This is a genomic window from Alistipes shahii WAL 8301 (assembly GCF_025145845.1).
GTDB classification, from domain to species: domain Bacteria; phylum Bacteroidota; class Bacteroidia; order Bacteroidales; family Rikenellaceae; genus Alistipes; species Alistipes shahii.
Map to the genome: position 1 here is coordinate 551,578 of NZ_CP102253.1, position 12,591 is coordinate 564,168.

Below are 12,591 nucleotides of genomic sequence, written 5' to 3' on the forward strand. Positions count from 1 at the left end.
CAGAATCCCGGAGATGGAAAAACTGGAACGATACCTGCAATTCATGCGCGAAGCCGAACGGCTGAAAAACGTCCTGCGCTCGGCCCGCACCTCGACCGGACGGCACGAAAGCACCGCCGAACACACGTGGCGGCTGGCCCTGCTGGCCCTCGTCCTTGCGGACGAAAAACCGGAACTCGACCTGCCTCGGGTCCTTGCGATGTGCCTGGTCCACGACCTCGGGGAGGCTTACGAAGGCGACATCCCGGCCGTTGCGCAGTGCGACCCCGCCTCCAAGGCCGCGGCGGAACTTGCGGCCATGGAGCGGCTCACGCCCCTGCTGCCCGCAGAAGCCGCAGCACGCATCCGGACGCTCTGGGAGGAGTACGAAGCCTGCGCCACGCCCGAAGCGCGCTGGGTCAAGGCGCTCGACAAGGCCGAGACCATCCTCCAGCACAATCAGGGAGCCAATCCCGCCGATTTCGATTACGAATTCAACCTGACCTACGGCGCGGAGTGGTTCCGCGACGATGCGCTCCTGCGCCGACTGCGCCGACTGCTCGACGCCGAGACGGCCCGGCACGCCGGACGCTGATGGAGTGTTTTTTCCGAAATGAAATCCCCTGCGCTCTTCCGGACGGACCCTCCGGTCAGGCGTTGAGCATCTTCACGACCTCGGCCTGCGGATCTTCGGCTCCGAAAACGCTGCTGCCGGCCACCAGCACGTCGGCGCCCGCCCCGTAAACCGCTCCGGCGTTGCGGGCCGAGATGCCTCCGTCGACCTCGATGATCGTTTCGAGACCCATCTCCCGGGCCATCGCCCGCAGCTGCGCGATCTTCTCCAGCGACCCCGGGATGAACGACTGTCCGCCGAATCCCGGCTCGACGCTCATCACCAGCACCAGGTCCACCAGCGGCAGCACCTCGCGCAGCGCCTCCACCGGCGTCGCCGGCTTGATCGACACGCCCGCTTTGGCTCCGGCCCGGCGGATCAGCGCGACGCACCCCGCGGGGTCGTCCGTCGCTTCGAGGTGGAAGGTCACCAGATCGGCCCCCGCCTCGGCGAAGCGCGCGACGTATTTTTCCGGGCTGACGATCATCAGGTGCACGTCGAGAAATTTCGCCGTCGCCTTGCGGATGGCTTTCAGCACGGGAAACCCGAATGAAATGTTAGGGACGAAAACGCCGTCCATCACGTCGATATGGACCCATTCGGCCGCACTGGCGTCGACCATCCGGGTATCGCGCTCCAGATGGCCGAAGTCGGCCGAGAGCATCGAAGGGGCTACTATACGTTGCATGAATCAAAGAGTTTGTCGGTCAAAGATACGAAAAATTCCACGGAAAATTCTACCTTTGTCAGTATGAACACCGCATTCATTCTTGCAATCATCGTGCTCGGCGCCCTCTCGGCGGCGCTCGGGGCCATGCTCGCCGCCGCCCGCCGCGAAGCCGGCCACCTGCGTGCCGACAAGACCGCCGCCGAGCAGGCCCGCCTGCAAGCCGAAGCGGACATCCGCGTGCAGATCGAAACGCGGCTGCGCACCGAAACCGAACTGGCCGCCCTGCGCGCCTCGTCCCAGACGGAAATCGCCGGCCTGAAACAAAAGAACGCCGAGGAGCGCGCCGCCGAGAAAGCCGAACGCGAACAGCTCGAAGAGCGTTTCCGCATGCAATTCAAAAACCTCGCGACGGAGATTCTGGGCGAGCAGTCGCAGCGGTTCAAGGAGACCAGCAGGGAGTCGATCGACATCCTGCTGAAACCGTTCAAGGAGAACATCGTCGACTTCCGCAAGCGCGTCGAGGAGATCTACACCACGCAGACCTCCCAGCGGGGCGAGCTGAAATCGGAACTCAAACGCCTGATGGAACTCAACCAGACGATCTCCACCGAGGCCCGGAACCTGACCGACGCCCTGAAAGGCAATTCGAAGGTGCAGGGCGACTGGGGCGAGATGCTGCTCGAAACGATCCTCGACAGTTCGGCCCTCTCGAAGGGCATCCACTACCAGACGCAGTACAACATCAAGGACGAGGAGGGGCGCAACCTGCGGCCCGACGTGGTGTTGCACCTGCCCGAGAAGAAGGACATCGTCATCGACTCGAAAGTCTCGCTCACGGCCTTCGTGGGTTACTCCTCGGCCGACACGGAGGAGGAGCGGCGGCGTTATCTCGCGGCGCACATCGCCTCGGTGCGGCAGCACGTCACCGAACTGGGCCGCAAGGAGTACCAGCGGCGGCTCAATTCGCCCGACTTCGTCATCATGTTCATCCCCAACGAACCGGCGTTCCTCGCGGCGTTGCAGAACGACACGGCCATCTGGTCCGACGCCTACGACAAAAAGGTGATCATCTCGTCGCCGACGAACCTTTTCGCCCTGCTCAAACTCGTCGCCGACCTCTGGAAATACAACGACCAGGACAAGAACACCAAGGAGATCGCCGCCTGCGGACTGAAGCTCTACGAACAGCTGGTGGCCTTCACCGCCTCGCTCGAAGGGGTCGGCACGGCGCTGGACAAGGCCCGCGACGCCTACGAAGACGCCCACAAACGCCTCTGCACGGGCAACGACAACATCATCCGCGTCGGCGAACGCCTGCGCAAAACCGCCCGCCTGCAAACCAAGCGGCAGCATGCCGCGCGCACGCTCGAAATCGCCGGCAGCGATACGGATTCGGACGACCGTTCCGAGGCCCCCGCCGCCCTGCCGGACAGCGGCGCATAGCCCCTCCGCAAAAAAAATCGCACCGCAGGCTCATCGTTTTGCCTGCGGGATGTGTCTATTCAGCAAACTAACCCCATAAACTTATGAAAAGAGCGACAATTCTTTTTACGGCCCTGTGGCTGACGCTGGGCGCAGCCGCGGCCGGGAATCCCAAGGCCGACCCGCGGGCCGTCGTCGAGGCGGGCAACGCACGCTTCACGGTCCTCACCCCGCAGCTGATCCGCATGGAGTGGAGCGAGGACGGCCGTTTCGAGGACCGCGCCACGCTGACCTTCGTCAACCGTGAGACGCCCGTGCCGGACTTCAAGGTCCGCGACACGAAATCCCGGCTGACGATCACCACCCCGGCCCTGACGCTGACCTACACCAAAGGCGGCAAGTTTTCGGACAAAAACCTGAAAGCCGTCTTCCGGCTCAACGGCCGCGAGGTCGTATGGACCCCCGGCACGGAGGACCCGCAGAACCTCATGGGCACGACCCGCACGCTCGACGGATGCGACGGCAGGAAGCTGGGGCGCGAACCGATGGAGCAGGGGCTTCTTTCGCGCGCAGGATGGTCGGTGGTCGACGACAGCGGCCGCCACGTGCTGACGCCCGACGGCTCCGCCTGGAAAGAGTGGGTCGAGGCGCGCCCCGCGGGCGACCGCCAGGACCTCTACCTCTTCGCCTACGGGCACGACTACAAGCAGGCGCTCGCCGATTTCCAGCTCGTCGCAGGCCGCGCGCCGCTGCCTCCGAAGTACACCTTCGGCTACTGGTGGAGCCGCTACTGGCAGTATTCGGACAACGAGTTCGTCGACCTGGTGCAGAAACTCAAGTCGGTCGACATTCCGATCGACGTGCTGATCGTCGACATGGACTGGCACGAGACCTGGGGCCTGCGCAAGAAAAACCCCGCCAAGGACGAGTACGGACAGCGCATCGGCTGGACCGGCTACACCTGGCAGAAGGAGCTGTTCCCCTCGCCCGCGAATTTCCTCCGATGGACCGAAAACGAGCAGCTGAAAGTAGCGCTCAACCTCCACCCCGCCTCGGGCATCCAACCCTACGAAGACGTTTACGAGCCGTTCACCCGGGAGTACGGATGGACCGAAAAAGGCAAGAGCGTGCCGTTCCATATCGACGAACAAAAATGGGCCGACGCCTACTTCAAGACCGTGCTGAACCCGATGGAGCGCCAGGGCGTCGATTTCTGGTGGCTCGACTGGCAGCAGTGGATGGAGTCGAAATTCACCCCGGGACTTTCGAACACCTTCTGGCTCAACTACACCTTCTTCCACCACGCCGAGCAGCAGAACCCCGCGCTGCGGCCCTTCATCTACCACCGCTGGGGCGGTCTCGGATCGCACCGCTATCCGCTGGCATTCTCGGGCGACACCTACGCCAAGTGGGAGACGCTGGCCTTCCTGCCCTATTTCACGGCCACCTCGTCCAACGTCAACTACGGCTACTGGGGGCACGACATCGGTGGCCACATGTTCAAGAAGGAGACGAAAGCCACCGATCCCGAACTTTACACCCGCTGGCTGCAATACGGCGTCTTCACCCCGATCTTCAAGACCCACTCGACCAAGGACCCGCGCATCGAGCGTTACCTCTGGTTCTTCCCCGACCACCTGTTCGTCATGCGCGACGCCATCCGCCTGCGCTATACGCTGGCGCCCTACGTCTACAACGCCGCCCGCGAGAACTACGACACCGGCGTCGGCATGTGCCGTCCGATGTACTACGACCATCCCGAACGGGACGAGGCCTACAACGTCCCCGAGCAGTTCATGTTCGGCAATGACATCCTCGCCACGGCCGTCGTGGAGCCGGTCGACAGCGTCACGGGGCTGGCCGCGCGCCGGATCTGGTTCCCCGAGGGCCGGTGGTACGACTGCGCCACGGGGGCCATGTACGAGGGCGGACGCACCGAGGAGCTGCACTACACCCTCTCGGAAAATCCCTGGTACGCGCGGGCCGGAGCCATCCTCCCGATGAACCCACAGACGGTGAAAAACCTCCAGCAGCCCTGCGACACGCTGGTGCTGACCTTCATCCCCGGGGCCGACGGCGAGCTTGTCCACTACGAGGACGACGGCGTCAGCCAGCAGTACGCCACGGCCTACGCCACCACGAAGGTCGCCAAGAAGCAGGAGGGCAACACCCTGCGCGCCGTCGTCGCGCCCCGCGAAGGCACCTACGCCGGCGCTCCCGACAGCCGCAGCTACGAAATGCGCTTCCCGGCGACCTTCCCGCCCAAAACGGTGCAGGTAAACGGCCGCGAAATCCCCTACGCCCGCTTCCCGAAAGCCGGACAGTGGACCTACGACGCCTATACGCTCGCCCCGGTCGTCTACACGGACGCCGCGCCCTGCGACCGTCCGCTGGAGGTCGTGCTGACCTTCGACGACCACGCCGCGGCGCACCAGGCCGACCTCTACGGCAAAAGCGGAGTCTTCAAACGCTGCATCGACCTGACCGTCGAATTCAAGACCGAACAGGGCAAGACGGAACCCTACCTCATGCTGCCCAAGGAGTACCTCAACGTCTCGCAGTGCCCCAATTTCATTCTCGAAGACCCGGGTCGCATCGCCGGCTACCTGGCTGCCTACGAGAAGAACAAGGCCGCGCTGTTCGAGACCACGGACAAAATGACCATCATCGGTGAAAATTTCAAAAAACGACTGCGCGCGCAGATCGGCGGCGTGAAATAGCCGCCCGCTCTGAACGAAAAACCCCGCTGACATCAGCGGGGTTTTTATTTTGCTCCGACCCAGTTACGACCTCGTTTTCCAGCTTTTGCGCATCCGGCTTTCGATGCCCGGCGTAGCGTCGAGGGCCACCGTCTCCACGATGTCGTCCCACGATTCGGCGACCCAGCCGACACGCTCCCGGCAGCGTTTCAGGACCTCCACGGCCCAGACCTTCACGGCGACTTTCGCCTCCGGCGACACGGCCCATCCGGCGGCCGTTTCGGCGATCCGCTCCAGATCGCCGGGTTCGGGCGCATAACGTCCCAGCAGGTCGGCCATGATCTTCCCGAAATGACGCTGCGCGCTGGCGTTGGCGCACGCCGCGAAATCGACCCGGCAAAAGGATTCGGCACGGGGCATGAACGCCTCGGGGGCGTCGAAATAGATCCGTTCGAGCACATAGGCGCCGCGGAACAGCACCTTCTGCCGGACAGGTCCCGGCAGCTCCGGATGCGGCGCGGTCGCCACCTCGTACAACAGGTCCACAGCCCCGGCATCGCGCACCCTCCGGGCCGTCTCGTCGGCGAAATTGCCGTGGAACCGCTCCGACAGGAGCCGTATCAGGTCAGCCTCGGTCATACTGCCGGAAACCGCTCAAAACAACTTCTTGCGGGATGTCGTAACGACGAAATCCTTCAGATAGAACGGCTCGAAATAGGCGATGTCCTCCGTGCGGCCTTCGTCGAGGGCCTGCTGGGCGAGCCGGGCAAGCCCGCGGGCCGACGGGGTCACCTCCACGCACACCGCGTCGGAAAGGATGCCGGCGCATTTGCGCGCCCCGCTGCCGAAGATCACGAACGGACGCCCCTGACCGCGGAAGGCGGCGAAACTCCCGGCGTCGACCACCTCGGCCGAAACTTCGCTCTGCGGACGCCCTTCGGCGTCGAAAACCTGCGCATAGACCTCCATGCGCCGGGCGTCGACCATCGGACACAGCAAGGCGTTCGACCAGTCATCTACGGCGAGAATCCCCGCCTCGTAGTCCTCGCGGGCCACCTCGGCCAGCGCATCCAGCGACCCGACGGCCACCAGCGGCTTCTGCAACCCGTAACACAATCCCTTGGCGAACGACACGCCGATGCGCAGTCCCGTATACGATCCGGGGCCCTTACCCACAGCCACGGCGTCGAGTTCGTCGGGCGCAATGTCCGTCTCGCGCAGCAGTTCGTCGACGAACACGCCGACCTTGCGGGCGTGGTCGCGCCCCTCGTCGCTCTCGCGCAGCGACAGCAGTTCGCCGTCCTTGGCGATGCCCACGGAACAGATGTCCGTTCCGGTCTCAATAGCAAGTATTAAACTCATAAGTTATCCTATCGTTTTTTCGCCACCATCGGCGGTTGTCGCCGCCTTCGGCGTCGTTTGCAAATCTGCCCTCCCTCGGGAGGGACTCGTCGCGACGCAACCCGGATTATCCGCCGGAACGCAGACGCTATATCACCCCGAAATGCTCCAATGCGCGCCGGATTCCGTCGTCGTCGACCGAAGCCGTCACATAGTCCGCGGCGGCGAGCGCCTCGTCGCATGCGTTGCCCATCGCCACGCCCGCGCCTGCGGCCCGCAGCATCGCCACGTCGTTGCCGCCGTCGCCGAAAGCCATCGTCTCGCCGTTCGCAAAGCCGAAATGCGCGGCGAACTCGGCCATGCCCGTCGCCTTGTCGACACCCCAGACATTGACGTCCGCGAAAATCGGGCACCAGCGCGACGCCACGAGCGACGGCAGTTCGGCCATCACCCTCTTTTCGAGTTCGGGATCGAAATAAAAGCACATCTGGCAGCAGTCTCCCCGGTCGAAAAGCGCCCGCAGATCGACCTGTTCGGGGACCGGATGCGCCACCATCTCCGCCAGACGCACCACTTCGGGCGTCACGCGGTTGACGAAAACCCCGTCGTTCAACTCCAACCCGACCGGAAAATCCAGCTCCGCCGACAAGGCGAGCGACTTCTCGAAGTCGGCGCGCGGAATCGGATGCCGGGCCACGACGCGGCCGTCACGCATCAGGCAGTCGGCGCCGTTGAGCGCCGCCACGCCGTCGTAGGGAATCGCCTCCAGATCGGCCAGATCGGCCGCCGCGCGCCCCGTGGCAATGAACAGCTGCACGCCGCGCGCATGGGCCTCACGCAACGCATCGAGCGCCGAAGCGGGCACCCGGTGGGTCTTGAAGCTGATCAGCGTTCCGTCGACGTCCAAAAATATAGCCTTTATCATTACCGGTAGTTTTTCATCGCCTTGTCCATCTCGCGCCGGGCGTCGTTCTCCTTGAGGTATTCGCGCTTGTCGTACGACTTGCGGCCGCGGGCCAGCCCCACGACGACCTTCGCCAGGCCGCGCTCGTTCAGGAACAGCCGCAGGCCCACGATCGTCAGGCCCTTGTCCTGCGAAGCGCGCTGCAACTTGTCCAGTTCGCGGGCCGTGAGCAGCAGCTTGCGGTCGCGGCGCGGCACGTGGTTGTTGCACGTTCCCCAGGCGTATTCGGCGATGTTGACGCCGCGCACCCACAGTTCGCCCTTGTCGAAATAACAGAACGTATCGACCATCGAGGCCTTGCCGGCGCGGATGGACTTGATCTCCGTTCCGACGAGCACGATGCCCGCAACGTATTCTTCCAGAATCTCATAGTCGAACGTCGCGCGCTTGTTCCGGATATTTATCTTTTTCTGTTCACTCATAATACTCAAAAACGGCACACAAATTGCGATTTTAATTGCGGGGGTGGGAATCGGTCAAGGTAACTAATTCTTTTATCTTTGATATGTTTTACACATCTTTCTGTTTATTTTCTGTTTGCACACGGTATGCGCAGTGATGCGTGTACGACCCGAGACCCGCCCCCTTTTTCTTTAAAAATCCTTATCCCGAAGTCTCCCTTCAATGCGGCCCGTCAAATACGGGTTATAAAATCAATCGTTGTATCTTATTTGCAATCGTTACTTTGACCTGATTGTAGGCCGTAAGCCGCTGCACCACGTCGCGCATCTCCTCGTCGGAAATGTTCTCGTCGCCCAGCCGGCCCTGCAACTCCTTGATCAGCGCCTCGATCACCTTCGACTTGTAGAGCGTCACGGCCTTCGGAACCCCCACGGCCAGCATCTCGGCGTCGGTGTCGATGTGGATCTCCTTACGCCGCCACAGCTCGCTGGCCACATAGTTGTCGTCCGAGGTGAGGATGTCCACCGACATGTTGCACACCTCGGGGTCGATATGGTTCAGGAAGACGTGCGCCGGAACCTCCACCCCCGTCCCCAGCTGCGCCCACTGCTCGCGGTAGGCCGCCATGATCTTGTTGTAGACCGGATTGCGGAAGGCGATGTTGTCGTCGCTGAGCTCCGAGAAAATCACCTCCGCGACGTTGCACGCCACCATCGTCCGGCCCTCCTTGAAATCGAACGAGCAGTGCCCGTACTTGAGCAGGTATTTCACGATCTCGCGCTCCAGCGTCTCGAAACTGCTCCCCGCCTCGACCTGTTTGACGAACTCCACCCCGGGCTGCTGCGCCTCCCGCTGCCGGAGGGTCGTCTGACGGCGCAGGAACTCGTCGGTCTCGCGGTCGCCCGACGTGGTCATGCGCTTGCGCGCCACCTCCGAAATGAGTATCTGCTCGTCGATGTCCATGATCCGCGCGCACTCCTTGATGTAGACCGAGCGCTGAATCGGATCGGGAATCACCGACACCGACTGCACCATGTCGGCGATCAGCGCCGCTTTGCGGATCGGGTCGCCCTCGGCGTCCTGCAACAGCAGTTTGGCCTTGAACTCCAGGAAGTCCTGCTCGTTGGCGCGGATATACTCCTGCAACTCGGATGCCGTATGGCTGCGCGCGAACGAATCGGGGTCCTCCGGCTCGGGCAGCAGCACCACGCGCACGTTCATGCCCTCCTTCAAGATCATGTCGATACCGCGCAGCGAGGCGTGAATGCCCGCCGAATCGCCGTCGTAGATCACCGTGATATTCTTCGTAAAGCGGTTCAGCAGGCGTATCTGCTCCGTCGTAAGCGACGTGCCGGACGAAGACACGACGTTCTCGACCCCTGCCTGATGCATCGAAATCACATCGGTGTATCCTTCGACCATGATGGCGAAATCCTGCTGCTGAATGGCCTTCTTGGCGAAATAGAGACCGTAAAGTTCGCGTTTCTTGCTGTATATCTCGCTCTCGGGGGAGTTCTGGTACTTGGCCACCTGCTTGTCGGTGCGCAGCGTGCGGCCTCCGAACGCCACGATGCGCCCCGAAATGTTGTGCACGGGGAAGATCACACGGTCGCGGAAGCGGTCGTAGAGCGACCCGTCGCTCTCGCGTTGCAGCGAAAGCCCCGTCGAGACGAGAAACTCCTGTTTGTAACCCGCCGCCAGGGCGTCCTTCGACATCCGGTCGCCCTTCGCCGGACAGAATCCCAGTCCGAATTTCCGGATCGTGGCGTCGGTCATGCCGCGCTTCTGACGGAAATAGGCCAGGCCCACGCTCTGCCCTTCGGTCTCGCGGTGGAGGTAATTGGCGAAGTACTCCGCAGCCCAGCCGTTCAGGGCGAACATCGACTCGCGGTCGTCGTTGCGTCGCACCTCCTCCTCGGTCATCTCCTTCTCCTTGACCTCGATGCCGTAGCGCTTGGCCACCATCTTCAGCGCCTCGGGATAGGTGATGTTCTCGTGTTCCATCAGGAAGGTCACGGCGTTGCCGCCCTTGCCGCATCCGAAACACTTGTAGACGCCCTTCGAGGGCGACACGACGAACGACGGGGTTTTCTCGTTGTGGAACGGACAGCACGCCTGGTAGTTCACGCCCTTGCGTTTGAGCGTGACGTATTCGCCGATAATATCCACGATATTGGCGGCGGCGTAAATGCGGTCTACTGTTTCCCGGTCGATCATAGCCTACAAAGGTACGAATAATCGAATTAAGAATTAAAAATTAAGAATTAAAAATTATTCTCCGCCCGCCGTCTTCCATCCGATGTCCCCGCACTTCTTCGGCATGAGATTCGAACACGAGGAAATAATTCGCGACTTTTAATTCTTAATTTTTAATTCTTCACTACCTTTGCATCTATGGATTTCAAGTTAGTATCGGACTATGCCCCGATGGGCGACCAGCCGGAGGCGATCGGGCAGCTCGTCAGCTCGATCGAACACGGGTCCAAACACAACACGCTGCTGGGCGTGACGGGTTCGGGAAAGACTTTCACGGTGGCCAACGTCATCGCGCGGCTGAACCGTCCGACGCTGGTCCTGAGCCACAACAAGACCCTCGCGGCGCAGTTGTACGGGGAGTTCCGCAACTTCTTCCCGGAGAACGCCGTGGAATATTTCGTGTCGTATTACGACTACTACCAGCCGGAGGCCTACCTGCCTTCGACGGACACCTATATCGAGAAAGACCTCCAGATCAACGCCGAGATCGAGAAGATGCGCCTCGGCACGGTCGCCACGCTGCTGTCGGGCCGCCGCGACGTGATCGTCGTGTCGAGCGTCTCGTGCCTCTACGGCGCGGGCAACCCGGCGGACTTCCACGCCACGGCCATCAACATCAAGGTGGGGCAGGTCGTCAGCTACAAGCATTTCCTCTACAAGCTGGTCGAGGCGCTCTACACCCGCACCGAACGCGAGCTGGAGCCTGCGACGTTCCGCGTCAACGGCGACACGGTGGACATCATGGCGGCCTTCGGCGAGTTCGGCAACCAATGCTTCCGCGTGATGTTCTTCGACAACGAGGTGGAGGCCATCCAGTCGATCGACCCCGTCACGGGACAGCGCATCGCCTCGCTCGACAGCATCACGCTCTACGCCACGAACCTGTTCGTGACGACCAAAGAGCGCATCAACGCCGCCGTGCAGCAGATCTACCTCGACCTGGGCAAGCAGATCGAGTTCTTCGAACGCGCCGGGCGTCCGATGGAGGCGCAGCGCATCAAGCAGCGCGTGGAGTACGACCTCGAAATGATCAAGGAGCTGGGCTACTGCCCGGGCATCGAGAACTACTCGCGCTACTTCGACGGCCGCGCCGCCGGGACGCGCCCCTTCTGCCTGATCGACTATTTCCCGAAGGACTACCTGATGGTCGTGGACGAGAGCCACGTCACCCTGCCGCAGGTCCACGCCATGTTCGGCGGCGACCGCGCCCGCAAGGAGAACCTCGTGGAGTACGGCTTCCGCCTCCCGGCGGCCAAGGACAACCGCCCGTTGACCTTCTCGGAGTTCGAACAGTTGCAGGGCACGTCGATCTACGTGAGCGCCACGCCCGCGGACTACGAGCTGATGAAGAGCGAGGGCGTGATCGTCGAACAGCTGATCCGCCCCACGGGGCTGGTGGACCCGCCGCTGGAGGTGCGCGTGACGCTGAACCAGATCGACGACCTGATCGGGGAGATCGACAAGCGCGTGAAGAACGACGACAAGGTGCTCGTGACGACCATCACCAAACGCATGGCCGAGGAGCTTTCGAAATACTTCGACCGCGTGGGCGTACGCAACCGCTACATCCACTCGGACGTCGACACGCTGGAGCGCATCCAGATTCTCGAAGACCTGCGGGCCGGGATGTTCGACGTGCTGGTGGGCGTGAACCTGCTGCGCGAGGGACTCGACCTGCCGGAGGTGGCGCTCGTGGCGATCCTCGACGCCGACAAGGAGGGATTCCTGCGCAACGTCCGGTCGCTCACGCAGATCGCCGGACGCGCCGCGCGCCACTCGCAGGGCAACGTGATCCTCTACGCCGACACCTGCACCGACTCGATGCGCTACGCCATCGAGCAGAGCAACCGCCGCCGCGAGAAGCAGGTGCGCTACAACATGGAGCACGAAATGCTGCCGCGGCAGGCGCAGAAGAGCGGCTCGGGACAGAGCGCGCTGCTGGCGGGCCGCGTCGACACGTCGGAGGTCAACATGACGGCCTACCCCATCGCCGAAGACCACTACGCGGCGGCGGCCGACGTGCAGAAAAGCTACACGGCCAGCGAGAACATCGACGCGCTGATCGACAAGGCCCGCGAGGAGATGGAACGCGCGGCCAAATCGCTGAACTTCCTCGCCGCGGCGAAATTCCGCGACCGGATGTACGAACTCCAGAAACTGCGGGAGGAGAACCGGAATCAGAATTCACAATTCACAATTCACAATTCATAATCGGGCATTCTGCAAAAATCGGCCTGAAAGTCCG

The 12,591-nt window shown here is 62.5% G+C and carries 10 protein-coding genes; 4 read left to right on the plus strand and 6 right to left on the minus strand.

The features are described 5' to 3' along the window. Nucleotides 1-13: 13 nt before the first annotated feature. Nucleotides 14-574, plus strand: coding sequence for an HD domain-containing protein (locus NQ492_RS02360; RefSeq protein WP_015547195.1), 561 nt, complete (start codon nt 14-16; stop codon nt 572-574). A 55-nt stretch (nt 575-629) separates the two neighbouring features. Here NQ492_RS02360 and rpe read toward each other — a convergent pair whose 3' ends face one another. Then, nucleotides 630-1,280, minus strand: a complete 651-nt coding sequence (rpe, locus tag NQ492_RS02365; protein ID WP_083810221.1) for a ribulose-phosphate 3-epimerase — start codon at nt 1,278-1,280, stop codon at nt 630-632. Between the two features lie 63 nt (nt 1,281-1,343). Between rpe and NQ492_RS02370 the strand changes: the two genes are divergently transcribed. After that, a complete protein-coding gene (locus NQ492_RS02370) occupies nt 1,344-2,705 on the plus strand; it encodes a DNA recombination protein RmuC (RefSeq protein WP_015547197.1) in 1,362 nt (453 codons plus the stop codon). Between the two features lie 83 nt (nt 2,706-2,788). Then, nucleotides 2,789-5,404 (plus strand): glycoside hydrolase family 31 protein, encoded by a 2,616-nt coding sequence (locus NQ492_RS02375; protein WP_147620624.1) that lies wholly within the window; start codon nt 2,789-2,791, stop codon nt 5,402-5,404. Between the two features lie 63 nt (nt 5,405-5,467). Here NQ492_RS02375 and NQ492_RS02380 read toward each other — a convergent pair whose 3' ends face one another. The 5 genes from NQ492_RS02380 to dnaG all read right to left on the minus strand — a co-directional run bounded on the left by NQ492_RS02380 (nt 5,468) and on the right by dnaG (nt 10,307). Beyond that, nucleotides 5,468-6,022 (minus strand): hypothetical protein, encoded by a 555-nt coding sequence (locus NQ492_RS02380; RefSeq protein ID WP_022061972.1) that lies wholly within the window; start codon nt 6,020-6,022, stop codon nt 5,468-5,470. Between the two features lie 15 nt (nt 6,023-6,037). Beyond that, nucleotides 6,038-6,745, minus strand: a complete 708-nt coding sequence (gene tsaB / locus NQ492_RS02385) for a tRNA (adenosine(37)-N6)-threonylcarbamoyltransferase complex dimerization subunit type 1 TsaB (protein ID WP_015547198.1) — start codon at nt 6,743-6,745, stop codon at nt 6,038-6,040. A 127-nt stretch (nt 6,746-6,872) separates the two neighbouring features. Next, nucleotides 6,873-7,649 (minus strand): Cof-type HAD-IIB family hydrolase, encoded by a 777-nt coding sequence (locus tag NQ492_RS02390; protein ID WP_259873661.1) that lies wholly within the window; start codon nt 7,647-7,649, stop codon nt 6,873-6,875. Further along, a complete protein-coding gene (gene smpB / locus NQ492_RS02395; RefSeq protein ID WP_015547199.1) occupies nt 7,649-8,110 on the minus strand; it encodes an SsrA-binding protein SmpB in 462 nt (153 codons plus the stop codon). Before smpB ends, NQ492_RS02390 begins: the two co-directional genes overlap by 1 nt. A gap of 223 nt (nt 8,111-8,333) precedes the next feature. Beyond that, the gene (gene dnaG, locus NQ492_RS02400; protein WP_015547200.1) at nt 8,334-10,307 is read right to left on the minus strand and encodes a DNA primase; all 1,974 of its coding nucleotides are present in this window, start codon (nt 10,305-10,307) and stop codon (nt 8,334-8,336) included. Nucleotides 10,308-10,484: 177 nt separating this feature from the next. Between dnaG and uvrB the strand changes: the two genes are divergently transcribed. After that, entirely contained in the window at nt 10,485-12,557 is a 2,073-nt protein-coding gene (gene uvrB, locus NQ492_RS02405; protein ID WP_015547201.1) for an excinuclease ABC subunit UvrB, read from the plus strand. Nucleotides 12,558-12,591: the final 34 nt, after the last annotated feature.

What these genes read in the sequence shown, in the direction of transcription:
- NQ492_RS02360 (WP_015547195.1), top strand. Translation starts at nt 14, where the DNA reads ATGGAAAAACTGGAACGATACCTGCAATTCATGCGCGAAGCCGAACGG.
- rpe (WP_083810221.1), bottom strand. Translation starts at nt 1,280, where the DNA reads ATGCAACGTATAGTAGCCCCTTCGATGCTCTCGGCCGACTTCGGCCAT.
- NQ492_RS02370 (WP_015547197.1), top strand. Translation starts at nt 1,344, where the DNA reads ATGAACACCGCATTCATTCTTGCAATCATCGTGCTCGGCGCCCTCTCG.
- NQ492_RS02375 (WP_147620624.1), top strand. Translation starts at nt 2,789, where the DNA reads ATGAAAAGAGCGACAATTCTTTTTACGGCCCTGTGGCTGACGCTGGGC.
- NQ492_RS02380 (WP_022061972.1), bottom strand. Translation starts at nt 6,022, where the DNA reads ATGACCGAGGCTGACCTGATACGGCTCCTGTCGGAGCGGTTCCACGGC.
- tsaB (WP_015547198.1), bottom strand. Translation starts at nt 6,745, where the DNA reads ATGAGTTTAATACTTGCTATTGAGACCGGAACGGACATCTGTTCCGTG.
- NQ492_RS02390 (WP_259873661.1), bottom strand. Translation starts at nt 7,649, where the DNA reads ATGATAAAGGCTATATTTTTGGACGTCGACGGAACGCTGATCAGCTTC.
- smpB (WP_015547199.1), bottom strand. Translation starts at nt 8,110, where the DNA reads ATGAGTGAACAGAAAAAGATAAATATCCGGAACAAGCGCGCGACGTTC.
- dnaG (WP_015547200.1), bottom strand. Translation starts at nt 10,307, where the DNA reads ATGATCGACCGGGAAACAGTAGACCGCATTTACGCCGCCGCCAATATC.
- uvrB (WP_015547201.1), top strand. Translation starts at nt 10,485, where the DNA reads ATGGATTTCAAGTTAGTATCGGACTATGCCCCGATGGGCGACCAGCCG.